This window comes from Nocardioides sp. CPCC 206347, from assembly GCF_048654605.1.
In the GTDB taxonomy this organism is placed as follows: Bacteria; Actinomycetota; Actinomycetes; order Propionibacteriales; family Nocardioidaceae; genus Nocardioides.
The window spans coordinates 368,576-395,507 of sequence record NZ_JBMCYZ010000003.1 but is presented as its reverse complement, the minus strand read 5'-3'; the positions used below and the strand labels follow the sequence as shown (position 1 = coordinate 395,507).

General features: G+C 70.6%; 19 protein-coding genes. 10 read left to right on the top strand and 9 right to left on the bottom strand.

Annotated features, from left to right (window positions below):
* Window positions 1-11 precede the first annotated feature (11 nt).
* A complete protein-coding gene (locus tag ACOACQ_RS13450; protein WP_420288486.1) occupies window positions 12-4,664 on the bottom strand; it encodes an alpha-L-arabinofuranosidase C-terminal domain-containing protein in 4,653 nt (1,550 codons plus the stop codon).
* A gap of 145 nt (window positions 4,665-4,809) precedes the next feature.
* On the opposite strand from ACOACQ_RS13450, the gene ACOACQ_RS13445 reads away from it, so the two are divergent.
* Window positions 4,810-9,462 (top strand): family 43 glycosylhydrolase, encoded by a 4,653-nt coding sequence (locus ACOACQ_RS13445; RefSeq protein WP_420288485.1) that lies wholly within the window; start codon window positions 4,810-4,812, stop codon window positions 9,460-9,462.
* A gap of 10 nt (window positions 9,463-9,472) precedes the next feature.
* Window positions 9,473-10,468, top strand: a complete 996-nt coding sequence (locus ACOACQ_RS13440; protein WP_420288484.1) for an aldo/keto reductase — start codon at window positions 9,473-9,475, stop codon at window positions 10,466-10,468.
* Here the strand turns inward: ACOACQ_RS13440 and ACOACQ_RS13435 are convergent.
* Entirely contained in the window at window positions 10,439-11,656 is a 1,218-nt protein-coding gene (locus ACOACQ_RS13435; protein WP_420288483.1) for an ROK family protein, read from the bottom strand. The two genes, ACOACQ_RS13440 and ACOACQ_RS13435, sit on opposite strands and share 30 nt — an antisense overlap.
* 106 nt (window positions 11,657-11,762) lie before the next feature.
* On the opposite strand from ACOACQ_RS13435, the gene zwf reads away from it, so the two are divergent.
* From zwf to eda, 3 genes are read left to right on the top strand one after another with little or no spacing between them, the layout of a single operon-like run.
* Complete coding sequence (gene zwf, locus ACOACQ_RS13430) at window positions 11,763-13,238, top strand: glucose-6-phosphate dehydrogenase (protein ID WP_420288482.1); 1,476 nt, start codon at window positions 11,763-11,765, stop codon at window positions 13,236-13,238.
* A gap of 8 nt (window positions 13,239-13,246) precedes the next feature.
* Window positions 13,247-15,103 (top strand): phosphogluconate dehydratase, encoded by a 1,857-nt coding sequence (edd, locus tag ACOACQ_RS13425; protein ID WP_420288576.1) that lies wholly within the window; start codon window positions 13,247-13,249, stop codon window positions 15,101-15,103.
* Window positions 15,090-15,713: a bifunctional 4-hydroxy-2-oxoglutarate aldolase/2-dehydro-3-deoxy-phosphogluconate aldolase gene (eda, locus tag ACOACQ_RS13420; protein ID WP_378605998.1), complete on the top strand. Its 624-nt coding sequence runs from the start codon at window positions 15,090-15,092 to the stop codon at window positions 15,711-15,713. Before edd ends, eda begins: the two co-directional genes overlap by 14 nt.
* A 25-nt stretch (window positions 15,714-15,738) precedes the next feature.
* Here the strand turns inward: eda and ACOACQ_RS13415 are convergent, their stop codons facing one another.
* Genes ACOACQ_RS13415 through ACOACQ_RS13405 form a run of 3 tightly spaced genes read right to left on the bottom strand, consistent with a single transcriptional unit; the run spans window position 15,739 to window position 17,301 of the window.
* Window positions 15,739-16,314, bottom strand: a complete 576-nt coding sequence (locus tag ACOACQ_RS13415) for a TIGR03086 family metal-binding protein (RefSeq protein WP_420288481.1) — start codon at window positions 16,312-16,314, stop codon at window positions 15,739-15,741.
* A gap of 31 nt (window positions 16,315-16,345) precedes the next feature.
* Entirely contained in the window at window positions 16,346-16,822 is a 477-nt protein-coding gene (tadA, locus tag ACOACQ_RS13410; RefSeq protein WP_420288480.1) for a tRNA adenosine(34) deaminase TadA, read from the bottom strand.
* On the bottom strand, window positions 16,819-17,301 hold the full coding sequence (locus ACOACQ_RS13405; protein WP_378606010.1) for a tRNA adenosine deaminase-associated protein: 483 nt from the start codon (window positions 17,299-17,301) through the stop codon (window positions 16,819-16,821). Before ACOACQ_RS13405 ends, tadA begins: the two co-directional genes overlap by 4 nt.
* Window positions 17,302-17,388: 87 nt before the next feature.
* Here ACOACQ_RS13405 and upp point away from each other — a divergent pair, with 87 nt between their 5' ends.
* From upp to ACOACQ_RS13380, 5 genes are all read left to right on the top strand, one after another.
* On the top strand, window positions 17,389-18,033 hold the full coding sequence (gene upp, locus ACOACQ_RS13400) for a uracil phosphoribosyltransferase (RefSeq protein ID WP_056709574.1): 645 nt from the start codon (window positions 17,389-17,391) through the stop codon (window positions 18,031-18,033).
* Window positions 18,034-18,051: 18 nt separating this feature from the next.
* A complete protein-coding gene (locus tag ACOACQ_RS13395) occupies window positions 18,052-18,975 on the top strand; it encodes an oxygenase MpaB family protein (protein WP_420288479.1) in 924 nt (307 codons plus the stop codon).
* A gap of 98 nt (window positions 18,976-19,073) precedes the next feature.
* Window positions 19,074-20,609, top strand: a complete 1,536-nt coding sequence (locus ACOACQ_RS13390; RefSeq protein ID WP_420288575.1) for a Re/Si-specific NAD(P)(+) transhydrogenase subunit alpha — start codon at window positions 19,074-19,076, stop codon at window positions 20,607-20,609.
* A 3-nt stretch (window positions 20,610-20,612) separates the two neighbouring features.
* On the top strand, window positions 20,613-22,037 hold the full coding sequence (gene pntB / locus ACOACQ_RS13385) for a Re/Si-specific NAD(P)(+) transhydrogenase subunit beta (RefSeq protein ID WP_420288478.1): 1,425 nt from the start codon (window positions 20,613-20,615) through the stop codon (window positions 22,035-22,037).
* Between the two features lie 140 nt (window positions 22,038-22,177).
* Entirely contained in the window at window positions 22,178-22,750 is a 573-nt protein-coding gene (locus ACOACQ_RS13380) for an adenylate kinase (protein WP_420288477.1), read from the top strand.
* Window positions 22,751-22,757: 7 nt separating this feature from the next.
* On the opposite strand, the gene thpR is transcribed toward ACOACQ_RS13380, so the two are convergent.
* The 4 genes from thpR to ACOACQ_RS13360 all read right to left on the bottom strand — a co-directional run bounded on the left by thpR (window position 22,758) and on the right by ACOACQ_RS13360 (window position 26,927).
* A complete protein-coding gene (gene thpR / locus ACOACQ_RS13375; protein WP_420288476.1) occupies window positions 22,758-23,306 on the bottom strand; it encodes an RNA 2',3'-cyclic phosphodiesterase in 549 nt (182 codons plus the stop codon).
* Window positions 23,306-24,052, bottom strand: coding sequence for a VIT1/CCC1 transporter family protein (locus ACOACQ_RS13370; RefSeq protein WP_420288475.1), 747 nt, complete (start codon window positions 24,050-24,052; stop codon window positions 23,306-23,308). Before ACOACQ_RS13370 ends, thpR begins: the two co-directional genes overlap by 1 nt.
* Window positions 24,053-24,200: 148 nt before the next feature.
* Window positions 24,201-25,346 (bottom strand): acyl-CoA dehydrogenase family protein, encoded by a 1,146-nt coding sequence (locus ACOACQ_RS13365; protein WP_378597239.1) that lies wholly within the window; start codon window positions 25,344-25,346, stop codon window positions 24,201-24,203.
* A gap of 72 nt (window positions 25,347-25,418) precedes the next feature.
* Window positions 25,419-26,927, bottom strand: coding sequence for an MFS transporter (locus ACOACQ_RS13360; protein ID WP_420288474.1), 1,509 nt, complete (start codon window positions 26,925-26,927; stop codon window positions 25,419-25,421).
* Window positions 26,928-26,932: the final 5 nt, after the last annotated feature.

The window sequence follows — 26,932 nt, the reverse complement described above, 5'->3', positions numbered from 1 at the left end:
TCTCCTGGTCTTCATCGGATCCGCACGGCGGTGCGGGTCGAGGACGTGTCGACGGTGGCCGAGCCGAGGTAGCTGGCAATGACCACGTGGCGGCCGCGGGCCAGGCGTGGCAGCCGGACGACGCCGCGCCCACCCGACAGGACGACGGTGCGGGTGGCGACGGTGCGCCCGTTGCGCTGGACGACGATCCGGACCGCGCCGGACACCGGCATCGCCGCACTGACCCGGACCGCGACCTGCGGCTTGCGGGTGGCGACCCTGGTGATGCTCAGCGCCGTGCTGGCCGGCGACTTGACCACCGTGACCCGTACGGCGTCGCTCGAACCGGAGTAGGTCGCACCACCGGTGTACTCCGCCGTGAGCAAGTGGGATCCCAGCCGGAGCCGCAGCGCGGCCACGCGAAGCGTCACCCTCCCGTTGACGAGGTCCCCGGAAGCCAGCACCGTGGCGCCCTCGCGGAGCGTGACGGCGCCGGTCGGGACGCTGGAGGCGCCGGCGACGGTCACGCGGATCGCGACCTCCTTCCCGAGCGCGACGCGGGTCGCGACCGCGACGGCCGCGGTCGTCGAAGGAGTCGTCACCGCGTCGACGGCCGGGACCTCGAGGCGTCCGGGCTCCTCGGCGTTGCCGAAGACGTCGGTCGACCTGAACTCGACGACCGCGGACCCCGCGCCCACGGCGATCGCGTCGTCGTACGACGTCCAGGCTCCTTCGCCGACCCGGTACTCCGTGCCGCCGTCGGCGATGCCGGCGCCGGAATCGGCGGCCGTCAGGGTGATCGAGCGGGCGTCAGCGTCGAAGGACGCCTTGGTGACCGGTGCCGATGCGTCGATCCCCACGGTCAGGGGCCGGGCCTGGCCCACGTTGCCTGCGGCATCGACCGCACGGACCGAGAGCTCGTGGGTGCCGTCGCCGGCGACCACGATGTCGGCCTCGGCGCCGGCCGCGTGCTGCCAGGCGGCACCGCCCAGGGACCACTCCACGCGGGCGACATCACGGTTGTCCGCGGCAGCGACGTGCACGGTCGCCGGATCGCGGTACCACCCGTTGACTCCCTGGCCCTGGACCGCGAGCTCGTCGATCGTCGGCGCGACGCCGTCGACGGTGTGCATCCGCAGGAAGGTGACCGACGAGCCCGGGAACTCGTACTCGAAGTCCGTGGACAGTCCGGAGACGGTGCGTTCGCGGGGCCGGATCACGGTCGGGTCGGCCTTGGTGTTGGTCGCGGTCCGTGACGGCGCGGTGAGCGTCGTGACGGTGCCCGTCGGCTCGATGCCGGCGTCGGACACGTGCACTTGCGTCCGCACGGGACCGGTGGCGGTGTTGACGACCTTGGCGACCAGGTCGCCGCTGGCTTCGTCGCGGGTGACCACCTGGAAGAGCTGCTCGCTGGAGTCGACCTGGTCGTGGGTCAGCTTGAGGACGCCGTCCTGGTAGAGCCGGACGGTGGTGCCGTCCACCTCGATCTTGAGGTGGTACGTCGTCCCGGTGGCGACGCTCTCGCCCTCCAGTGCGACGACCTCGCTGGCGCTGCCGCCGTCGGCGCGCTGCAGCACGGAGCGGGTGTTGTTCCAGCCGCCGAGGTTCCACCAGTAGAAGTTGTTGGCGCCGGTCGCACCGAAGCCGACCAGGAAGCCTTCCGCGCCGGAGAGCTTGGTCGCGTCGAGCTCGAGGGTGTAGTTCGTCCAGCCCTTCTCGTAGGCGCCGGTCATGATCGACCGGGCGTCGGTGGTGCTGGTCGACGACTGCACGTAGCGACCACCGCTCACGGCCCACGATCCCTGCTGGGAGGCCCACTTCGACGAATCGGCGAAGTCATCACTGAAGAGCGTCGCGCCGGTCTCGTTGTCCGTGACGACGACGTTGTCGTAGGCAGCGCTGGTGTTCCACGTCGAGAGGAAGGCACCACCGCGCACGTCCTGCGGGGCGTTGACGGATCCGTCGAAGGTGCTCGGCACCACCTGGTCGCCCACGTTGTTGCCGAACATCTTCTGGACCTGCCAGTCGGCGGACTCCCACGACTCGTCGTTGTCGAACCAGATCGCGTCGGGGGTCCACTGGACGTGCGACTCGTGCGCCAGGAGCGGGGCGTACGACGCCAGTCGTACGACGTCGCCGTTGCGCTGGAGGCCCGTCATGTAGGCCGCCTCGACGAGTGCGTTCCAGAAGGTGTTGCCGCGGCTGGCGTACTCGCCGAGGAAGACCTTGGGGCCTTCGCGGTCGTAGTCGTCGTACCGACGGGCGTTGTCGAGGAACCAGTCCGGGTCGTTGTAGTAGTGCTCGTCGACCATGTCGACGCCCTGGGCCCGGTTGAAGTCCCACAGGGTGTCGAAGCGGGTGCCCGCGTCGTCGGGACCGGAGTTGGAGATGATCGCGATGTCCGGGTACGCCGCTTCGACGGCCTGCTTGAACTGCGGGAAGTTCGCCTCGAAGGTGGTGGTGTTCTCCTCGTTGCCGAGGCCGATCATCTTCATGTCGAACGGCTCCGGGTGACCCAGCTCCGCGCGGACGGCACCCCATTCGGTCTCCGTCCCGCCGTTGGCGAACTCGATCAGGTCGAGGGTGTCCTGCACCCAGCGGTCGATCGACGCCTGGTCCTTCATCTCCGGGATCGTGCTGCCGCAGCCGTTCGCGCCGACCGACAGCACGGGAAGGGGCTCGGCGCCGAGGTCCTCGGCCAGCTCGAAGTACTCGAGGTAGCCGATGCCGTAGGTCTGGTTGTAGCCCCAGAAGTTCTTGTTGGTCGGGCGCTCCTCGATCGCGCCGATCGTCTCCTTCCACTGGTAGGTGCGCTGCCGGTCGACGAAGCCGCTCTCCCCATAGGACTTGAAGGTGCCGGCGTTGGTGACACAGCCACCGGGGAAGCGGACGAAACCGGGGTCCATCGCGGCCACCCGCTCGGCGAGGTCCTTGCGCAGCACCGAGCGGCCGTTGACCGGACCGACCCACGTGTCCCGCGGCATGACGGAGACCATGTCGACGGAGAGCGTCGACGGTGCCCCGGCCAGGACCGCGATCCGGGCCACGTTGCTGGAGGCGGTCGCGGTGATCGCGACCTGGACCCGCTGCCAGGTGTCGTTGCCCTCGACCTGCACGGTCCCGCTGCCCAGGACGGTGGTGCCCGCGGTGTCCTCGAATCGCAGGGTGAGGGACTGGGCTGTCGTCGTACGGACCCAGACGGAGGCGTCGTAGACGTCGCCGGCCTTGATGGCGACGTTGTCGAAGCCCGTGTTGCGGACGCCGTCGCCGGCCGCCGCGGCGATCAGCCGCAGGTAGTTGCGGTTCATGTCGTTGAGGCGACCGGCGTCGTTGAGGACGGTTGCACTCGTCGCGCCTCCGCTGCGGTTCGCCAGGCTCCAGGCGGTCATCGCGTTGAAGGAGCCGTTGTCGGTGCTGTTGAACTCGAAGGACCGGTTGCGCACCAGTTCGGCATAGATGCCGCCGTCGGCTGCGTAGTTGATGTCCTCGAAGAAGATCCCGAACATGTCGGGGTTGAGCTCGGCACCTTCGCCGTCGGCGTCGATGTCGAGCGTGGCCGTGCTGTCGTCGACCTCGGTCAGCACGAAGCGCACGGCATCGGCCTCGGCGCCGACCGCGAGCCGGCCATCAGCGCCGGCCACCACGTGGTCGGACCCGTCCGCTGCACCGTCGATCCGTACGACGACCTTGCCGCCGCCGGAGTCGGTGAACCGCAGCGGCGTGGGATCGGTGCCGGGTTGCCCGACGCGCAGGGCGCTACCGTCGATGACGACGGGGCGACCTGCAGCGGTGACGGCCAGCGCCCCGTCGCCCAGGTCGGTCGCCAGGAATCGAACGCTGGACGTGGGCTGGTCCGCCGTCAGGGCGAGTCCGTCGTCGTCGACGACGAGGTGGGCGGCGTCGGAGTCGGCCTGGAGCGTGAAGGTGCCGTCGGGCACGACGTCCGCTCCGCGGGCATGGGTGATCTCGAAGGAGCCGAAGGCCGCAGCGGTGGTCGTGCCGTCCTGGGCGGCGAGCGCGTAGAGACCGACCTGGGTGGTGTCGAACGCGACCGTCGTGGTCGCCGCCGTCACCCACGACCCCGTGCCCTCGTCGTGATAGCTGGTCGTGATCGTGTTGCCGGTGCGCTGCAGCCGCAGCGTCTCCCCGGTCGACCCCGGGCGGTCGGCGAAGCCCACCGCACCGAAGGCTGCCCCCGTCTCCCGGTCCGTCTCGATCGCGATGCCGGACGGGGACAGGGCTCCGACGTACGTCAGACCGGCGCGGACGTAGTTGTCCATGTCCTGCCAGGCGATCAGCCCGGCACCTTGATAGACCTTCGAGACCGGCGCCGTGAGGGTCGCGGTGGCCGTGAAGTCCCCGGCGGGCACGTCGAGCATCACCAGGTTCTTCGCGGTGTTCGTCGTCTGCCAGGTGTCGCCGGCCTGCCCGGTGAGGTGCAGGGCTCCGCCGCTGACGTCGAGGGCGGACGGGTCGGGGTTGACCACCCCCCAACGCCCGGCGAGGGCACCCCCGTCGAAGGCATCGGACCACGTCACCGTGCCTGCCGCGGCAGCGGCCGGGGCGGCGGTGAGGCCCAGTCCGGCGGCGCTGGCGAGCAGCCCGGCGAAGAGGGCGAGCGAAGCACCGGAGGCGGCCAACAGGCGGCGGCCGGAGCGGGACGGGGGCAATGTGACGGACGACACAGGATGATTGTTAGCGCTAACATTCCTGTTCCGTCAAGGCTTTCCAGTGAATCCGTCGGGAACGATTCGCGCCTTGTTCGTAGGGGTTGACGGGAGGGGTGACGGCAGTCACACTCCGTTGTTAGCGCTCACAAACGGAGGAATGATGTCGCGACTCGCCCCAGCCCTACGCCGACTGTCCGCCTTGCTCGCCCTCGCCCTGGTCGGGGGCCTGCTGCTCCTGCTGCCGTCGGTGCGACCAGCGGCCGCGGACGTCACTGACGGGCTCGTGGTGCGCTACGACCTCGACCAGACCTCGGGTTCCACCGTCGAGGACACCTCCGGCCATGACCGTGACGGCACCCTCGTCGGCGGCACCTGGGGTGGCGGAGTGCTCACCCTCGACGGGGTCGATGACCACGTGAAGCTGCCCAACAACGTGCTGGCCGGCCTCGACGCCATCACCGTGCACGTGGACGTGTTCGTCGAGCCGACCCAGGCCGCCCCGTTCTTCCTCTGGGGGCTGGGCAATTCGGCCACGTCCGGCTCGGGCACGGGCTATCTCTTCGCTGCCGGCAACGCCTTCCGCGCCGGCATCACCCCGACCAACTGGTCCGGCGAGAAGGTCACCGCCCGCACCAGCGGCGGCAACCTCGCCCGCGGCGTGTGGAAGTCGGTGACCTACACGCAGACCGGAACGACCGGCACCCTCTTCGAGGACGGCGTCCAGGTCGGCCAGAACACCGCTGTCACCGTCACCCCCGGCTCCATCGGCGCCGGCGTCACGGTCAACAACCTGCTCGGCGAGTCCAACTACGCCGCCGACAACAGCCTCAAGGGCAAGCTCCGCAACTTCCGCATCTACGACCGCGCCATCACCGCGGCCGAGGTCGCGGACATCTCGTTGACCGACGCCAACCGCGTCGCTGCCGACAAGGCGGCCCTCGACCTCGGCGACATCTCGGCCGTGGCCGACGACCTCGCCCTGCCCGCGACGGGTGCGTTCGGCTCCACCATCACCTGGTCCTCCTCCGACACCGCCGTCGTCGCGAACAACGGCGCCGTGACCCAGCCCGGCGCCGGCTCGGACCCCACCGACGTCACGCTGACCGCCACCCTGGCCCGGGGCACCGCGAGCGACACCCGCACCTTCACCGCGACCGTGGTGCCCGACGACAGCGACCTCGCCAAGGCCGAGGCGGCGGCCGCCGCGATCGCGCTGGTGCACCCGGACGACGTACGCGGGAACCTGACCCTGCCGACGACGGGGACCGGCAGCGCCACCATCACCTGGGCGAGCGACGACCCCGCGGTCGTGGACGACGCCGGCATCGTGCACCGTCCGGCACACGGCGCAGGCAACGACACGGTGGTCCTGACCGCGACCGTCACGGTCGGGGCTGCCTCCGCCACCCGCGACATCACCCTCACCGTGCGGGAGCTGCCCGCGGCAGCGCCGTACGAGGGTTACGCCTTCAGCTACTTCACCGCCAGCAGCATCCCCGGCGAGAAGATCTACTTCGCTGCCAGCCGCGGCAACAACGCCCTCAAGTGGGACGAGCTCAACAACGGCCAGCCGGTACTCGAGTCGACCATGGGCGAGATGGGCCTGCGCGACCCGTTCCTGATCCGTTCCCCCGAGGGTGACCGGTTCTTCCTGATCGCGACCGACCTCTCGATCGGACGCAACGGCGACTGGGACCGCTCCCAGCGCACGGGCAGCCGCTACCTCGAGGTCTGGGAGTCCACCGACCTCAAGACCTGGTCCGCGCAGCGCCACGTGCTGATCTCGCCGCCGACCGCGGGCAACACCTGGGCCCCGGAGGCCTACTGGGACGAGGACCTGCAGCAGTACGTCGTGTTCTGGGCCTCGAAGCTGTACGCCGAGAACGACCCGAACCACACCGGCAGCACCTACAACCGGATGCTCTACGCCACCACCCGGGACTTCGTGACCTTCAGCGAGCCGCAGATCTGGCAGGACCGGGGCGAGTCCCGCATCGACTCGACCGTCGTCCGCGAGGACGGCCACTACTACCGCTTCACCAAAGACGAGGGCGGCGGTGGCACCGGCTGCTCCGACATCATCCAGGAGACGGCCGACCAGCTGACCGCCGTCGACCTGCCCGGCAACCCCGCGTGGGCCATGCAGGACTCCTGCATCGGGCGCGACGCCGGCACCGGTGCCGTCGAGGGACCGACCGTCTTCAAGGCGAACCCGGGTGACACCTCGGGCAACGACTTCTACCTCTTCGTCGACGAGTACGGCGGCCGCGGCTACATCCCGCTCGGCACCGACGACCTCACCCAGCCGAACTGGCAGGTCCCTGCCGTCTACGACCTCCCGGGCAGCCCGCGCCACGGCACCGTGATCCCGGTGACCAAGGCCGAGCTCGACAGCCTGCGCGAGGGCATCGTGATCCCCGAGCCGCCCACCCCGGTCGAGGCGAACGAGGACGGCCTCGTGGCGCACTACGAGCTCGACGCCACCACGGGCACGACCGCAGCGGACAGCTCGGGCCACGGGTACGACGGCACGGTGTCCGGCGACGCGACCTGGGGCGACGGGCAGCTGAACCTGGGCGGCACCAACGGCCACGTGAAGCTCCCCGACGACATGATGGCCGGGCTCGACGCGATCACCGTGTCGACCGAGGTCAAGGTCGACCCGACCCAGCCGACGCCGTACTTCATCTGGGGCCTGGGCAACACCGACGGAGGCGGGACCGGCAACGGCTACCTGTTCACCACGGGCAACAGTGCCTACCGAACCTCGATCGCGAGCGCCAACTGGACCACCGAGCAGACCGCGACCAGTGGCAACGCCCTGGCCCGGGACGTGTGGAAGACCCTGACGTACACGCTCCAGGACGGCACCGCGACGCTCTACCTCGACGGCGTGAAGGTCGGCGAGAAGACCGGTGTGACCATCAAGCCGGGCGACATCGGTGACGGCGACACGGCAGCCAACTACATCGGCCGCTCGGTCTACAGCGGCGACAAGTACCTCAAGGGCGCGGTCCGTGACTTCCGGATCTACAACCGGGCACTCACGACCGCCGAGGTCCGCGACCTCGCAGCCGACCCGACCGCGATCCTCGGTGTCGACCTGCCCAGCCTCAAGGTTCCGGCCATCGTCGACAGCGCCACCTCGACGGTGACCCTGCCCGTCACTCCGGGCACCGGCCTCACCGGCCTCGACCCGTCGTACGACGTCAAGGCGGGCTCGACGCTCGACGTGGACGGACCGGCGGACTACTCGGCTCCGCGGACCGTGACGGTGACCGCCCCCTCGGGCGCGACCCGGGAATGGACCGTGCGCGCCGTCGAGATGAAGTCGCCGGTGCTGCCCGGGCTTTACGCCGACCCGAACATCGCCGAGTTCGACGGCGTCTACTACCTCTACGCCACCAGCGACGGCTACGCCGGCTGGGGCGGCAAGGAGTTCTACGTCTGGAAGTCGACCGACCTCGTCGACTGGACCCGGTCCGAGGAGCCCTTCCTCACCCTCGACGGCGCCAACGGCAACGTCCCGTGGGCGAGCGGCAACGCGTGGGCTCCGACGATCATCGAGCGGGGCGGGAAGTACTACTTCTACTTCTCGGGCCACAACCCGACGTACAACCGCAAGACCATCGGTGTCGCCGTGGCGGACAGCCCCGAGGGGCCGTTCACCGCGCAGCCGCAGGCGATGATCCTCAACAACGAGGCCGTGACGTCGGGCCAGGCCATCGACCCGGCCGCCTTCCAGGACCCGGTGACGGGCAAGTACTTCCTGTTCTGGGGCAACGGTTCCCCGGTGTACGCCGAGCTGTCCGACGACATGCTGTCGATCAAGCAGGAGACGATCAGCGGGATCAGCGGGCTGACCGGCTTCCGCGAGGGGACGTTCCTCAACTATCGCAACGGGATCTACCACCTGACGTACGCGATCGACGACACCGGTTCGCCGAACTACCGGGTCGGCTACGCCACCTCGACCAGCATCAACGGCCCGTGGACCTACCGCGGCGTGATCCTCGAGAAGGACGTCTCCCAGGGCATCCTCGGCCCCGGCCACAGCTCGATCATCCAGGTGCCCGGCACCGACGACTGGTACATCGCCTACCACCGCTTCGCGATGCCCACCTTCTCGTCGCCGGGAGGCGACGGGAACCACCGGGAGACCACCATCGACCGGCTCACCTTCGGCGAGGACGGGCTGATCCAGAAGGTGACGCCGACCCTCAGCAGCATCGACCCGCTGGAGACGCCCCCGGTCGCGCCGGTGAACGAAGCCGCGCCGACGATCTCGGGGACACCCCAGGTGGGGCGGAAGCTGACCGCGGGACCGGGCATCTGGGACACCCCGGGCCTGACCTACAGCTACCGGTGGATGCGCAACGGCGTCGCGATCAGCGGTGCGGCAGCACCGACGTACACGCCGCGCGCGGCCGACGTCGGACGCCGGCTCACGGTGCGCGTGACGGCCACTGCTCCCACGGGCCTGAGCGGCACGGCCACCTCGCTGCAGACGGCGGCGGTGAAGCGAGCCGGCGCCACGACGCTGCTGAAGCTGTCCGACACCACGCCGCGCCCCCGCCAGCGGATCACCGTGAAGGTCACCGTCGCGACATCGCCCTCGACCGTGCTGGCCACCGGCCGGGTCGTGGTCAAGGTCGACGGCCGCGTGGTCGCCCGACCGGTGCTGCGCAACGGCGTCGCCCGGGTCGTGATCACCCTCCGCAGGGGTGTACACACGATCAAGGCGGGTTACGCCGGGTCCGCCACCGTGGGCAGCGACGACACGGCCGCGGTGCGGGTCAAGGCCAAGAGGTAGGAGTCGACAAATGGAACAGCGCACCTTCGACCGGGCCAAGGTGGACGTCTCCGCCATCGGCCTCGGCACCTGGCAGCTCGGCGCCGACTGGGGCGAGGTGACCGAAGCCGACGCGCGGACCGTGCTCGAGGAGGCGGCCGCGGGCGGCGTCACCTTCTACGACACGGCCGACGTGTACGGCGACGGACGCAGCGAGCAGATCGTCGGCCGCTTCCTCGCCGCTCACCGCGACGACGGCTTCACCGTTGCCACGAAGATGGGGCGCCGGATGGAGCAGGTCCCGGGCAACTACACGCCGACGAACTACCGGGCCTGGCTCGAGCGGTCGCGCACCAACCTGGGCGTCGACCGGATCGACCTGGTACAGCTGCACTGCCCGCCGTCTGCGGTCATCGATGACGACGCGACGTACGACGCGCTCGAGGCGCTGGTCGCCGACGGGGTGATCGCGGCCTACGGCGTCAGCGTCGAGACCTGCGCCCAGGCGCTCTCCGCCATCGCGCGACCCGGGGTCGCCTCGGTCCAGATCATCCTCAACGCGTTCCGGCTCAAGCCGCTCGACGAGGTGCTGCCCGCAGCGGCCGCTGCGGGGGTCGGCATCATCGCCCGGGTCCCGCTGGCCTCCGGCCTGCTCTCGGGTCGGTACGACGACACGACCGCCTTCCCGGCGGACGACCACCGCACCTACAACCGCGACGGCAGCGCCTTCGACGTGGGCGAGACCTTCTCCGGCGTGGACTACCGGACCGGCGTGGCGGCAGCGCGGGAGTTCAGCGACCTGGTCCGCGACACGCTCGGCGACGGGGTCACGCCTGCCCAGGCCGCGCTCGCCTGGTGCGCGCAGCAGCCCGGCGTCAGCACCGTGATCCCCGGCGCCCGCAGCGTCGAACAGGCGCGGGGCAACGCCGCCGCCGGCGCGCTCGGCCCGCTCCCTGCCGCGTTCCTCAACGGAGTCCGCGGCATCTACGACGCACGGCTACGGGACCAGATCCACCCGCGGTGGTAGCGCCCGGGCCAGGGCAAGGCGCGCGTCGATCGCGGCCGGGCTGAGCACGGCGTCCAGCGCCAGGGCCGCACATCCCACGAGGCCGGCGCGGTCGCCGTACGTCGACGGAAGGAACTGGAGCTCACGGGTGGCGAGCGCGGAGGACCGGGCGTAGACGGACTCGCGCACACCGGCGGCGTAGACGTCGTACGCCGCGGCCATGTCGCCGCCCAGGACCACCGCCTGGGGGTTGAGCAGGTTGATGGCGACGGCCAGCAGCTCGCCCACCTGTCGCCCGCTCTCGCGCAGCAGCTGCTTGGCCTCTGCGTCGCCGGCCAGGGCATGGGCGACGAGGTCGCGCACGTGCCCGACGTCGCGACCTTCCTCCTGGAGTCGCGCGACCAGCGCCCATCCGGAGGCGATCGTCTCGAGACAGCCGACGTCGCCGCAGCGACACGGACGACCGGCGGCTTCGCTCACCTTGGTGTGCCCGAGGTCGCCGGCGCCCCCGCGTGCGCCACTGACGATGCGGCCGTCGGCGAGCACGCCGAGGCCGAGACCGGTCGACGCCTTGAGGACCAGCAGGTCCTTGATCTCGCGGGCATGCCCGAGGAACTCCGACCGGGCGAGCGTGTCGGCGTCGTTGGCGAGGAAGAGCGGGGCGTCCGCCACCCGCGAGAGGTACGGCGCCAGGGGGACGCCGTCCCAGCCGGCCATGACGGGCGTGTCGACGCTGACGCCACGCTCCCAGTCGACGACGCCGGGGAGCGAGCAACCGATGCCGAGCACCGGGGGCAGGTCGGGCGTGAGCAGCTGCGCCAGCTGGTCGGCGACTCCGGGCATCACGTCCTCCGGGCCGGCGCCGACCTCGTGGTCGACGGCGGAGGAGGCGAGCTCGGTGCCGCCCAGGTCGAAGACGGCGACCTGGGACCGGGAGCGACCGATGGCGGCCGCCAGGACGGTGCCCGCCTCGGTGTTGAAGATCAGGCTGCCGGCGGGCCGCCCACCGGTGGAGGCCAGCTCGGCGCCGATGCGCAGCAGGCCGGAGTCGGCGAGCGCGCTGACCCGGGCCACGACAGCCGTGCGGGACAGCCCGGTGACGGCACGGAGGTCGGCCCGGGTGGAGGCGCGACCACTGCGCAGCAGGGCGAGCAGATCACCGGCTGTCGCGGACTCCCGCGCTGCCGGTGGGGTCTGCACGTCGCTCATGGGATCGGATCCTAGGCCATTCCCGAACCGATGACTGCTCACTTTGGTCTGAAAAGATCCTAAGTAGGGCTTCTATTGGACCTACTTACGCACTACGGTGGGTGAGGTGACCGCGACTCCCCCCGATCTCGACCTCCCGGCTTGCGACTTCACCGTCTTCGGCGGCACCGGCGACCTCGCCCTCCGCAAGCTGCTTCCCGGCCTGTACGAGCGCGAGCGCCAGCGACACCTGCACCCCGACACCCGGATCGTCGGCGTCTCCCGCCATGACCTGGACGACGACGCCTACCGCGACCTGGTGACCCAGGCCCTGTTCGAGCACGTTCCCGAGGACCACCTCGAGGCCGGCGCCGTCCACCGGCTGGTCAGCCGGCTCCACCACCTCGCGCTCGACGCCACCTCCCCCGAGGGGTGGGACCGCCTGCACGGACTACTCAAGGACAACCCGGCGCGGACCGCGGGACCCGACGAGAGCCCGATCCGCGTCTACTACCTCGCCGTCGCCTCCGACCTCTTCGGCCCGATCTGCGGTCGTCTCGACGACCTCGGACTGGTGACCCCCGAATGCCGCGTCGTGCTCGAGAAGCCGATCGGAGCCGACCTCGCCTCCTCCCGCGTCGTCAACGACGCCGTCGGTCGGGTCTTCGAGGAGCGGCAGATCTTCCGCATCGACCACTACCTCGGCAAGGAGAGCGTGCAGAACCTCCTCGTCACCCGCTTCGCGAACACCTTCCTCGAGCCCGTGTGGAACTCCCGGTGGGTCGACCACGTGCAGATCACCGTGTCCGAGACCCTGGGCGTCGCCGGTCGCGGCGAGTACTACGACCGGGCCGGCGCGATGCGCGACATGGTCCAGAACCACCTGCTCCAGCTGCTCTGCCTGGTCGCCATGGAGCCGCCGACGTACGTCGGCGGCGACCCCGTGCGCGACGAGAAGCTCAAGGTGCTGCGTGCCCTGGTGCCGCTCACCGGCGCCGACGTGGACCGCAACACGGTGCGCGGGCAGTACACGACGTACGGGGAGGAGCTCGGGCACCCCAGCACCAGCGAGACCTTCGTCGCGCTGCGCGCCGAGGTGCAGAACTGGCGCTGGGCAGGCGTCCCCTTCTACCTGCGCACCGGCAAGAGGATGGCCCGCCAGGAGTCGACCATCGAGGTCGTCTTCAAGGAGCCGCCGCACGCGATGTTCCCCCACAGCGAGGGCACCACGACTCCCAACCGGCTCACCGTGCGGATGCAGCCCGACGAGGGCATGCAGCTCCACCTGACCGCCAAGCACCCCGGCCCCGGTGGCATCCGGCTGCACCCCGCGTCGCTGGACCTCAGCTACGCCGACACCTTCGACGAGCGGTGCCCCGACCCGTACGAGCGCCTGCTCATGGACGTCATGCGCGGCATCCCCACCCTCTTCATGCGCCGCGACGAGGTCGAGGCCGCGTGGTCCTGGGTGGAACCGATCCTCGACCAGTGGCAGCGCGACGGCGTCGAGCCGGTCCGCTACCACCCCGGCACCAACGGCCCCGCCGCCGCGGCACGGCTGCTGGCGCGCGACGGCCACACCTGGCAGGAGCCCAGCACGTGAACCAGCACATGAACCCACCCCTCCATCCGGTCCTGGACGACGTCACCCGTCGGCTGACCGAGCGCAGCGCACCCACCCGTGCGGCCTACCTCCGGCGAATCCGCGCCGCGGCGGTCCGCGGTCCGGCCCGTGGCCGCCTCGCGTGCGCCAACCTCGCGCACGGCTTCGCCGCCGCCGAGGGAGCCGAGAAGACCGAGCTGGCCCGAGGCCAGAAGCCGAACCTCGCGATCATCACCAGCTACAACGACATGCTCTCGGCCCACCAGCCGTACGGCGACTACCCGCCCGTCCTGAAGGACGCCGTCATCCGTGCCGGCGGACTCGCCCAGGTCGCCGGCGGCGTGCCCGCGATGTGCGACGGCGTCACGCAGGGCCGCGACGGCATGCAGCTCTCGCTCTACAGCCGCGACCTGATCGCCATGTCCGCCGCGATCGCGCTCTCGCACGACATGTTCGACGGCGCCCTGCTGCTCGGCGTCTGCGACAAGATCGTGCCCGGCCTGCTGATCGGTGCGCTGTCCTTCGGCCACCTGCCCGCCGTGTGGGTGCCTGCCGGCCCGATGGAGTCGGGACTCCCGAACAAGGAGAAGGCCGCCGTGCGGCAGCTCTTCGCCGAGGGCAAGGTCGGGCGTGAGGAGCTGCTCGAGGCCGAGGCGGCGTCGTACCACTCGCGCGGGACGTGCACCTTCTACGGCACCGCCAACTCCAACCAGCTCCTGATGGAGGTGCTCGGGCTGCACCTGCCGGGCTCGTCCTTCGTCAACCTGGGCACGCCCCTGCGCGAGGCCCTCACCCGCGCCGCCGCGGCACGGGCGGTCACCCGCACGGCCCAGTACGACGCCGCTCCCCCGCTCGGCGAGATGGTCGACGAGAAGGCGATCCTCAACGCGTGCGTGGCCCTGCTCGCGAGCGGCGGCTCCACCAACCACACGCTGCACCTCGTCGCGATCGCCCGTGCCGCGGGCATCCTGTTGACCTGGGACGACCTGGCGGAGCTGTCGGCCGTGGTGCCGTCGCTGGCCCGGATCTACCCCAACGGCGCCGCCGACGTGAACCACTTCCACGCGGCCGGCGGCATCGGGTTCCTCGTCCGCACCCTCCTCGACGCGGGCCTGCTGCACGAGGACGTGGAGACGATCGTCGGCCCCGGCCTGCGGCGCTACACCGAGGAACCGGTGCTCGTCGACGGCAACGTCACGTGGCGTCCCGGTCCGGCCGAGAGCCTCGACCTCGACGTCCTGCGCCCGGCCTCCGACCCGTTCGCCGCCGACGGCGGCGTGAAGGTCGTCAAGGGCCCGCTCGGCACGGGCGTCGTCAAGACGTCGGCAGTGGCCCTCGAGCACCGTTTCGTCAGTGCGCCGGCGCGGGTCTTCGACGACCAGCACGACTTCCTGCTCGCCTTCGCCGACGGCAAGCTCGACGGGCAGGACCTCGTCGCGGTCATTCGCTACCAGGGGCCTGCGGCCAACGGGATGCCCGAACTGCACAAGCTGACGCCCGCCCTCGGGGTGCTGCAGGACCGGGGACAGCGGGTCGCGATCGTCACCGACGGCCGGATGTCCGGCGCGTCGGGCAAGGTGCCCGCTGCCATCCACGTCACACCGGAGGCCGCCCTCGGCGGACCGCTCTCGCGGGTGCAGGACGGCGACCTGATCACGCTCGACTCCGACGCAGGCACCCTCACCATCGACGCCGACCTGGCCCATCGGGCACCGACCGGGCAGGCGCCCACCGGTGACGAGTGGGCCGGCACCGGTCGCGAGCTCTTCGCGGCCTTCCGCACCACCGTCGGACCGGCCGACGAGGGCGCCTCGGTCTTCCCCGCACCCGCCGCCGACCTGGAGGTCCGCCTTGTCCACTCCTGAGAGCGTCCTCGACGTCGTCCCCGTGATGCCGGTCGTCGTGATCGATGACCTCGCCGCGGCCGTCCCGCTGGCCCGGGCGCTCGTGGCCGGCGGCCTGCCGGCGATCGAGCTGACCCTGCGCACCCCCGTCGCGCTCGAGGCCCTGCGCGCGATCGCCGACGAGGTGCCCGAGATCATGCTCGGCGCCGGCACCATCACGACGCCGGCCCAGGCAGCGGCAGCGGTCGCGGCCGGCGCCCGGTTCCTCGTCTCCCCCGGCCTCACCCCCGACCTGCTGGCCGCGATGGTGCAGACCGGCGTGCCGTTCCTGCCCGGTACGTCGACCGTCTCCGAAGTGATGCGGGTCCTCGACGCCGGGCTCACCGAGATGAAGTTCTTCCCGGCCGAGGCGGCCGGCGGCGCGCCGTACCTCAAGTCCGTCGCGGGCCCGCTGCCCCAGGCCCGTTTCTGCCCGACGGGCGGCATCACCGTCGACTCGGCGCCGACCTACCTCGGGTTGTCGAACGTCGGGTGTGTCGGAGGCAGCTGGATCACGCCCGCCGATGCGGTCGCGGCCGGTGACTGGGAGCGGATCAGCAAGCTCGCCGCGGAAGCGGCCTCGCTCGGCTGACGCGAGCGGCTGACCGGCCGACCCGTCAGGCCCGGCGCCCCATCATGGCCAGCAGTCGCGTCAGCGGCGGGACGTCGTCGGCCACCGGGACGACGGGCCCGAACGCGGTGCCCCGCTGGTCGGCCGCCTCCGGGGTCGAGAACGGCTCGGCGAACGCCATGCACCCGGCGACGTCGGAGTCGGTCGCCACGAACGGCTGACCGAGCGCGGTGGCGAGGTCCCAGCCGTGCACGACGACCTCGTTGAGCGCGACGGATGCCGCGATCTCGCCCGGCATGTCGATGCCCCCGGCCGCCGTCATGCCGTCGTACGCCGCCGGGTCCCGCCAGGCTTCGGCGAGCTCCGCGAGGTCGGCGTCGATGCGATCACGCCAGCCGGGCTCCAGCCGGGAGGCGTCGCCACTGCCACCCTGGCCGGACCCGGGCGCCTGCTGCTTGCGGGCCGCACCGGTGAAGGCGACGGCGAGGCCGCCGATGTGTTCGACGAGGTCACCGACGGCGTACTCCGTGCACGGCGTCGTGAGGGTGAGCTGGTCGTCGGTCACCGACGCCACCAGGCCCCGGAGAGTGGTGGTCGCGGGCCCGAGATCGAGAGTGGTCATGCCCGGGACAGACCGTCCCCGGCGACCGGATTCATCGGCGCTGCTCGGCGAAGAAGCTGTCGAGCAGCGCAGCCGACTCGTCCGCCAGCACGCCGGCGACGACCTCGGGACGGTGGTTCAGCCGTCGATCGCGTACGACGTCCCACAGCGAACCCACGGCACCGGCCTTGTCGTCGTACGCACCGAAGACCAGGCGGTCGACGCGCGACAGCACGACGGCGCCGGCGCACATGGTGCACGGTTCGAGGGTGACCACCAGCGTGCAGCCGGTCAGCCGCCACTCGCCGCGCACCCGGGCCGCAGCCCGCAGGGCGACCACCTCGGCATGGCCGGTGGGGTCGGCATCCTGCTCGCGCACGTTGCGGCCGGTGCCGATGACCACGCCGTCCGGATCGACCACGACGGCGCCGATCGGCACGTCACCCGATGCGACGGCCTCCTCTGCGAGCGCGAGGGCGGCGCGCATCGGCTCCAGCCAGGACTGCCCGGCCGGTGGAACGGACGTCACGCCGAGGTGAGTCCGACGACGTCGTCGAACAGGTCACCGAAGCCGAGGGCACGGGCCACCTCGGACAGCATCTCGTCGGGGTAGAGCTCGTCGTCGTCGAGGATCTCGGCGAGGTCCATCGCGTCGACACCAAGGTCGCTGAGCAGCTCGAGATCGCCCGCGGGCTCGGCGTCGTCCTCGTCGTCGACCAGCGGCAGGCCGAGGTGCTCGACGACGGTGGCCGCCAGCTCCCACTCGGTCGCGGCGCTGACGTCGGACAGCATCACCCGGGTGCGGGGGCCCGCGACACGGACCACGACGAAGAAGTCCTCGTCGACCGCGACCAGCCCGACCGCTCCCCCGTCGCCCGGGAACCGGCGCAGGGCCGAGGCCAGGGTCTCGACATCGACCGCGTGGTCGGGGGTCAGCTCGGCAACCTGCCAGACGCCTTCCTCACGGTAGGCGGCCAGCGCGAAGTCGATCGCGTCGCTTGCGGGCATGGCATCAGGGTGACACGCGAACCCCCACAGGGCTAGGGGATTCCTCGCAACCGCATCGGCCACCGGGCGGGGACTAGGCTGCCGCTCATGCGCACCCAGGTGGTGGACCACCCACTCGTCGCCCACAAGCTGACCGTGCTGCGGGACCAGGAGACGGACTCACCGACCTTCCGGTCCCTCACCGACGAGCTGGTCACGCTGCTCGCCTACGAGGCCACCCGCGACGTCCGGGTCGAGCCGTGCGAGATCGTCACGCCGGTGTCCCCGGCGACGGGGACGCGGCTCGCGACGCCCCGGCCCCTCGTCGTACCCATCCTGCGGGCGGGGCTCGGCATGCTCGACGGGATGATGCGGCTGCTGCCGACGGCCGAGGTCGGCTTCCTCGGCATGGTCCGCAACGAGGAGACCCTCGAGGCCGCGACGTACGCCGAACGGCTGCCCGACGACCTGTCCGGACGGCAGTGCTACGTGCTCGACCCGATGCTCGCGACCGGCGGAACCCTCGCCGCGGCCATCCGCTTCCTGGTCGACCGGGGGGCCGATCACATCACCGCGGTCTGCCTCCTCGTCGCTCCCGAGGGCGTCGCCCGGCTCGAGGAGGAGCTCGCCGACCTGGCCATCCCGGTGACCGTGGTCACCGCGGCGCTCGACGAGCGGCTGAACGAGAAGGGGTACATCGTGCCCGGGCTCGGGGACGCGGGCGACCGGCTCTACGGCATCGCCGGAGGCTGAGCCGAGGACGGTACGACGATGGCCGGCTACTTCTCTCCCCGTTCCATGGCGTACCGCGCCCTCAGCCAGCGCGTCGTGGCCCTCACCTACGGCCAGCGCGCGCTGGCCATCGGCGCCACCCACTCGCTGCTGGCCCAGGGCACCGCGCAAAGCACGAGCAACCGCGAGACGCCGTACACCCGCCTTGCGCTGACGGCACGACTGTTCGAGGCGGTCTTCCTGGGCACGACCGAGGAGGCCGACCGTGCGCTGGCCTTCACCGCGAAGCGGCACGCCACCGTCCAGGGCACCATCGACGAGTACGGCGGCCCCGCGCACCCCGCCGGCGAGCGGTACGACGCCTACGACCCTGATGCGATGTGGTGGACGGTGGCGTTCACGCTCGACTCCGTGGAGCACCAGTACGACCACCTCGTCCGCCGCCTGGCGGACCGCGAACGCCAGGAGCTCTTCGAGGACTTCGTGCGTTGGGGGGAGCTGTTCGGGATGCCGCGCTCGGCCGCCCCACGCGACCACGCCGACTTCCGGCAGCAGTACGACGCCTACCTCGCCTCGGACCGCCCGTACCTGACCGCCGAGATGAAGCAGCTGGGCAGGTACATCGCCGGCTACGACGTGCCCAACCAGCCGCCGCTCCCGGCCCGGCCGCTGTTCTCGACCATCCACCTGCTCACGGTGGGCAGCCTTCCGCCCAGCGTTCGGACCCTGTTCGAGATGGAATGGTCACGCCGCGACGAGATCGCCTACCAGGCCGTGTGCCGCTCCAGCCGGCTCGGCCACAGCCGGATCCCCCTCTTGGCCCGCTCACCGATCCTGCGTGGGCGCAGCAAGGAGTTCTACAAGATCGTCGCCAGGGGCGAGCAGGACGTGATCCGTCGTGGCGGCGTGAGCATGCCCGGTGTGTCGGACGTCTCGGGGACCGACCGCGTCGAGAGCGCCTGACTGCCTTGTAGACGGACGTCACACGTAAGACGGGGACCTCACAGGCCAACGGCTGTGTAGGTTGAGCGGCGCTGTATCCACGAATGGCTGGAGGCTCGATGCTCATCGGCATCCCCCGCGAGTCGAAACCGGGTGAAACCCTGGTTGCGGCGACCGCGAAGACCGTAACTCAATTGACCAACCTCGGCTACGACGTCGTCGTCGAGTCGGGAGCCGGCAACGCTGCCGACCAGCCCGACTCCGCGTTCGTCGACGCCGGAGTGCGCGTCGGGACCTCGGACGAGGTGTGGGCCGCTGACGTCGTCGTCAAGGTCAACGCGCCCTCGGCCGAGGAGATCGGCCGGCTCCGTCGCGGCGCCACGATCATCTCGATGATGGCTCCCGCGCGCAGCCCCGAGCTGCTCGAGCAGCTCCAGGCCGCCGGTGTCACGGCGCTGGCCATGGACGCGGTGCCGCGGATCTCGCGCGCCCAGTCGATGGACGTGCTGTCCTCGATGGCGAACGTCGCGGGCTACCGCGCGGTCGTCGAGTCGGCCCACGAGTTCGGCCGGATGTTCACCGGCCAGGTGACCGCCGCCGGCAAGATCCCGCCGGCCCGCGTCTTCGTCGTCGGTGCCGGTGTCGCCGGCCTCGCCGCCATCGGTGCCGCGTCCGCCATGGGCGCCATCGTGCGCGCCTTCGACGTACGCCCCGAGGTCGCCGAGCAGGTCGAGTCGATGGGCGCCCAGTTCGTCGAGGTCGACTTCGAGTCCGAGGTGTCCTCCGACGGCTACGCCAAGGAGATGACGGCCGAGCAGGAAGCGGCCACCGCCACGATGTACGACGAGGAGGCCCGCGCGGCCGACATCGTCATCACCACGGCGCTGATCCCCGGACGCCCCGCTCCCAAGCTGCTGTCCGCCGAGACGGTCGCCGGGATGAAGAACGGTTCGGTCATCGTCGACATGGCGGCCGCCAACGGCGGCAACGCCACCGGCACCGTCACCGACGAGCGGATCGTGACCGACAACGGCGTCACGATCCTCGGCTACACCGACCTCGCGGGTCGCCTGGCTGCCCAGACCTCGCAGCTGTACGGCACGAACATCGTGAACCTGCTCAAGCTGCTGACCCCGGAGAAGGACGGCGCCCTGGCGCTCGACTTCGACGACGTCGTCCAGCGCGGCATCACGGTCGTCAAGGAAGGCGAGTCGACGTGGCCGCCTCCGGCCGTGCAGGTCTCGGCCGCCCCGGCTGCCGCTGCCGCCGCGCCCGTGGCCGCCGCCGAGCCGAAGAAGCCCCTGTCCGCAGGCGCCAAGGTCGGCCTGGTGCTCGGCGCGATCGGCCTGTTCTGGCTGGTCAACGCCCTCGCCCCGACCGAAGAGCTGCGTCGCCACTTCACGGTGTTGATGCTGTCGATCGTGATCGGCTACTACGTGATCGGCAAGGTCGCGCACGCCCTGCACACACCGCTGATGTCGGTCACCAACGCCATCTCCGGCGTGGTCGTGGTCGGCGCGCTGGTGCAGGTCGCCACCGACGACAAGCTGGTGCTCGGCATGTCCGCCGTCGCCATCCTGCTCGCGTCGATCAATGTCTTCGGTGGGTTCGCGGTCACGCGCCGCATGCTCGCGATGTTCAGCAAGGGAGCCTGATCCATGGACATCACCTCCATCACCGGTGCGGCGTACATCGTCGCCGCCCTGCTGTTCATCCTGTCGCTGGCAGGCCTCTCGACGCACCAGTCCGCCAAGAACGGCCTGACCTACGGCATCGTCGGCATGGCCGTCGCGCTCGTCGCCACGGTGGCCGCGGTCGTCGACGTCAGCGAGTTCCTCGACAACCGGGCGCTCGTCATCATCCTCATGCTCGCCGCGATCGCCATCGGCGCCGCTATCGGCCTGTGGCGTGCCCGGATCGTCGAGATGACCGGCATGCCCGAGCTCATCGCGGCCCTGCACTCGTTCGTCGGTCTCGCCGCGGTGCTGATCGGCTGGAACGGTCACATCCTCGGCTCGCACGACTCCATGGACAGCCTGGTCAACATCCACGAGGCCGAGGTCGCCATCGGCATCTTCATCGGTGCGGTCACCTTCACCGGCTCGATCGTCGCCAACCTGAAGCTGTCGGCGAAGATCTCGTCGGCCCCGCTGATGCTGCCCGGCAAGAACCTGATCAACGTCGGCTCGCTCGTGCTGTTCGCGATCCTGACCGCGATCTACGTCTCGCTGGAGACGCACGACAACACGTCGGCGGACATCCTCCTGGGCGTCCTGACCCTGCTGGCGCTCGCGCTCGGCTGGCACCTCGTCGCCTCCATCGGCGGCGGCGACATGCCGGTCGTGGTCTCGATGCTCAACTCGTACTCCGGATGGGCCGCGGCCGCCTCGGGCTTCCTGCTCGGCAACGACCTGCTGATCGTGACCGGTGCCCTGGTCGGATCCTCCGGTGCCTACCTGTCCTACATCATGTGCAAGGCGATGAACCGCTCGTTCATCTCCGTCATCGCCGGTGGCTTCGGCATCGCCGCCCCCGCGGGCGACGACAAGGACTACGGCGAGCACCGCGAGATCCAGGCCGAGGCCGCCGCCGAGCTGCTGTCCAACGCCTCGTCCGTGGTCATCACGCCGGGCTACGGCATGGCCGTGGCGCAGGCGCAGTACCCGGTCGCCGACCTCACCGCGAAGCTGCGGGCCAAGGGCGTCAACGTCCGCTTCGGCATCCACCCCGTCGCGGGTCGCCTGCCCGGCCACATGAACGTGCTGCTGGCCGAGGCCAAGGTGCCCTACGACATCGTGCTCGAGATGGACGAGATCAACGAGGACTTCCCGGAGACGGACGTCGTGCTCGTGATCGGCGCCAACGACACCGTGAACCCGTCCGCCGCGGAGGACCCGACCTCACCGATCGCCGGCATGCCGGTGCTCGAGGTCTGGAACGCCAAGGACGTCATCGTGTTCAAGCGCTCCATGGCCGCCGGCTACGCCGGTGTCCAGAACCCGCTCTTCTTCCGCGAGAACAGCCAGATGCTGTTCGGTGACGCGAAGGACCGGGTCGAGGACATCGTGAGCCACCTCAGCTGAGCAAGCAGTACGACGAAGGGCCGGTTCCGTGCGGAACCGGCCCTTCGTCGTCCACCGGGCACCCGGACGCGAGCAACGTCCCTGCAGCGTCGGTCCCCCTACGGTCCAGACATCCGAACCGAACGTGAAGGAACCACCACATGCGCCTCCTCCTGATGGGCCCGCCCGGAGCCGGCAAGGGCACCCAGTCCGCGGCACTCGCTGCTCACCATCACATCCCGGCGATCGCGACCGGCGACATCTTCCGCGCGCAGGTCAAGGAACGTACGCCGCTCGGCCTGACGGCCCAGGGCTACATGGATCGCGGCGAGTACGTGCCCGACGAGGTGACCAACGCGATGGTCGCGGTACGCCTCGCCAAGCCCGACTGCACGCACGGCTTCCTGCTGGACGGCTACCCGCGCACCGTTGAGCAGGCCGTCGAGCTCGACGCGATGCTGGCCGTGGCCGAAGCCACGCTCGACGCCGTGGTGGTGCTGACGGTCGATCCCGAGGAACTCGTCGGGCGGCTGCGACGGCGGGCCGAACTGGAGGGTCGCGCCGACGACACCGAAGCGGTCGTCCGTCGCCGCCTGGAGGTCTACGCCGAGCAGACCGCTCCGCTCGTCGAGTTGTACGGCGCGCGCGGGCTGGTCCGGGAGATCGACGGGACCGGCACCGTCGCCGAGATCGCGGCACGGATCGACGAAGCCCTGGCCCAGCGGCTGGCCTGACCCCGGCTCAGAACTCGATCTCGGCGACCGTCTCGTAGCGCGGCGAGCGGCGCGGACCTTCACCGAGGTGGGAGGCGATCACCGCGACCGAGTCGAAGCTCCAGGCCGGCCCTTCGTAGGTGTCGAGGAGCCGCACCCAGTTGGTCATCTCGACGAACCTGCCACCGGTGCGGGCCACCGTGACGTGGGGCCGGAAGCGCTGCCCGTCGACCTCGATGCCACTGACCACCGCGGCGTTCCGGGCGCGGACCGCGGCCGTCTCGAGGGAGTCGTTCGCCGCGACCCCGGTCGCGAGGACCCGCGCCTCGGCGACGTTCGGGAACGCCACGGCGCCGGCCAGCCGGAGCTCCGTTGCGGGGAGCCCTTCGAGCGAGGTGGCCAGCCGGTCGACGTACTCCTCCAGACGGTGTGCGGCGGCGGCCATGAAGGCCAGGGTGATGTGGAACTGCTCGGGGCGGGTCCAGCGGAACCCGGCTGCGTCGCGGCGTGGGTCCAGGAACGCGTCGAGGTGCTCGATCGCCTCCTGCGAGGGGACGACGGCGGTGAAGAGGCGCATCAGACCTGGGTACCGACGAGCTGGCCGATGCCGTGGGTGACTGCCATCGCGATGAGACCGCCGAGTATGTTGCGTGCCACGGCCATCCGGGCCGAGCCGTAGCCGAAGCGGGCGCTGAGCCAGCCGGTCAGCGCAAGGGCGATCGTCACGGCGACGACGGTGACGGCAACGCGCAGGTCACCGGGGACGAGCAGGATCGTGAGCAGGGGCAGCAGCGCGCCGAGGGTGAACGACAGCATCGACGCGATCGCGGCGTTCCACGGGCTGGTGAGGTCGTCGGGGTCGATGCCGAGCTCGACCTCGGCATGGGCCGCCAGGGCGTCCTTCTCGGTCAGCTGCTTGGCGACCTCGAGCGCGAGTCCGGGTTCGAGGCCCTTGTCGACGTACAGGCCGGCGAGCTCGGCGAGCTCGTCCTCGGGGTCCTCACGCAGCTCGCGCCGCTCCTTGGCGAGCAGCGCGTCCTCGGAGTCCCGCTGGGTGCTGACGGAGACGTACTCACCAGCCGCCATGCTCATCGCGCCGGCCACCAGTCCGGCGATGCCCGCGATCAGGATCGCGGTGCGGTCCGTCGTGGCGCCCGCGACCCCGAGGACGATGCCGGCGACCGACACAATGCCGTCGTTGGCGCCGAGCACGCTTGCCCGCAGCCAGTTGAGGCGGTCGTTGAAGCCTTGCTGATGGGGCTCGTCCTCGTGGGGGCCGATGTCATCCGCCGCCGGGACCGGTGTCCCACTCGATTCCGTCACGCACCCATGATCCCCGAGTCAGGGGCCGGGCGCGACCGGGATTGGGTGGCGCTCGTCGTACTCCCTGACCTTGTCCTGCACTCCTTGGCCGTTGCAACGGCCAGAAAGCGCAGGAATCCCCGCCTCAGCGGGGATTCCTGCACCGCACTCAGAGCCCGAGGTCGCGCCCGATGAGCTCCTTCATGATCTCGTTCGAGCCCGCCCAGATCTTCGTGACGCGGGCGTCACGCCAGGCCCGGGCCACGCGGTACTCGTTCATGAAGCCGTAGCCACCGTGCAGCTGGACGCAGGCGTCGAGGACCTCGCTCTGGGCCTGGCTGGACCACCACTTCGCCTTGGAGGCGTCGATGGCGGTGAGCTCGCCCTTGCTGTGCGCGAGGACGCACTTGTCGATGTAGGCCTCGGCAACCTCGATCTGGGTGAAGAGCTCGGCGAGCAGGAACTTGTTGCTCTGGAACTTGCCGATCGACTGGCCGAAGGCCTGGCGGTCCTTCGTGTACTGCAGGGTCTCGATGAGGATCTGCTTGGCCTGCGCGACGTTCGCGACCGCGCAGCCGAGGCGCTCCTGCGGGAGCTTCTGCATCATGTGGATGAAGCCCATGTTGAGCTCACCGATGATCTCGGCGTCGGTGACGCGGACGTTCTCGAAGAACAGCTCGGCGGTGTCGGACTCCTCCATGCCGACCTTGTCGAGCTTGCGGCCGCGCGAGAAGCCTTCCTTCGTGGCCTCGATGCCGAACAGGGTGATGCCCTTCGGGCCACGCTCGGGGTCGGTGCGCACGGCGGTGACGAACAGGTCGCCGGAGTAGCCGTTGGTGATGAACGTCTTCGAGCCGTTGATGATCCACTCGTCGCCGTCGCGGACCGCGGTGGACTTCAGGTTCGCGAGGTCCGAGCCACCCGACGGCTCGGTCATGCCGATGCCGAGCAGGATCTCGCCGGACACGACACCCGGGAGCCAGCGTTCCTTCTGCTCCTCGGTGCCCAGCTCGACGATGTACGGCGCCGTGATGTCGGCGTGGATGCCGTGGCAGGTGGGGTACGCCGCGCCGACCTTGGCGAGCTCCTCCTGGAGGACGGCGTTGAACCGGAAGTCGCCGGCCTCGGCGCCGCCGTACTGCTCGGGGACCTCGAGGCCCAGCAGGCCCTGCTTGCCGGCTTCCAGCCAGAACTCGCGGGGCAGCGCCTTCGCGGCGATGTGCTCCTCGGTGTGCGGCAGGACCGACCTGTCGATGAACTCCTTCACGGACGACCGGAAGGCCTCGTGGTCCTCTTCATAGATCTCGCGCTTCATGCCCCCAACCCTACTGGTGGGTCACATCGCCGTCGTTGTCCCGATGCACAACATTCGGGCCACCGGGTTGGGCTACTCGTCCGCCACCGAGACGCGCGACGGCATCACCAGTCCGGCCACGACCAGGGCGAGCGACGTGCACGCCACCACGACGAAGACCGTGTGCAGCGCAGGGTCCAGGATGCCGACCGGCAGGGCATCCAGGTTGACGTCGCCGGCATGGTGCCCACCACCGAGTCGCGATGCGACGACACCGTTCGCGATGGCCCCGAACACGGCCACCCCCACCGCGCTTCCGAGCGACCGGGCGAACACGTTGGTGCCGGTGGCGACGCCACGGTCGCGCCACCCCACGGCGGACTGGGCGGCGACGATGCTGGGACTGGCGACGTACCCGAGGCCGAGGCCGAGGACCAGGCAGCCGATGGCCAGCACCCACACCGGGCTGTCGGGACCGACGCTGGCGATGATTCCGGTGCCGATGAGGCCGAACCCGGCGCCCGCGAGCAGGCAGGGCCGGTAGCCCCAGCGCAGGTAGAAGCGGCCGGCGGTGCTCGCGGCGATGGGCCAGCCGATGGCCAGGGCCGCCACGGCGAGGCCGGCCACCACGGCACCGGCACCCAGCACCCGTTGCGCGTAGACGGGGACGTACGACGTCACGCCGAGCATCACCATGCCGACCACGAACGCGCCGACGGTCGCGGCATTGAGGACCCGGTTGTTGAAGATCCACAGCGGCAGCACGGGGTCCGGGACGCGACGCTCGACGGCGACGAACGCCACCAGGAGTACGGCGGCCGCCGCGAAGATGCCGACGCCGAGCGGGGACCACCAGGCCCACCGGATGCCGCCCTCGAGCAGGCCGAGCAGCAGCAACAGCGCGGCGCCCGCCAACAGGGCGGCACCACCGACGTCGATCGATCGCCGTTCCGCGCGGGCGTCGTGCGCCGCGGTCTCGTGGAAGCTGCGGAGCAGGACGACCGCGGCCACGGCACCGAGCGGGACGTTGACCCAGAAGATCCAGCGCCACGACGCCTGTTCGGACAGCAGTCCGCCGAGCGTCGGTCCGACGACCGCGGACGTCGCCCACACGCCGGCGACATAGCTCTGCGCGACGGCGCGCTCGGCGACGGAGTAGATGTCACCCATGATCGTCATGCCGGCCGGCTGGATGGCGCCCGCACCCAGGCCCTGCACGCCGCGGAACACGATCAACGCGGTCATGCTCCAGGAGAGCGCGCACAGCACCGACCCGAGGACGAACAGCCCGATCCCGAAGAGCATCAGCGGCTTGCGGCCGAAGACGTCGGCGAGCTTGCCGTAGATCGGCGTGGTCACCGCCTGCGCGAGGAGGTACGTCGAGAACAGCCACGGGAACTGCGTGAAGCCACCCAGGTCGTCGACGATCGACGGCACCGCCGTGGCCAGGATCGTGGTGTCGATGGCGACCAGCGCGGTGCTCAGCATCACCGCGCCGAGGATCGGACCCCGGTCACTGCGCAGTCCCACGCTGGCCCTGGACGCGGTCGCGGGCGCAGAGGTGGTCACGTCCTTGGGCAACCCGCGGTCGTCGTACGGCATTCCCG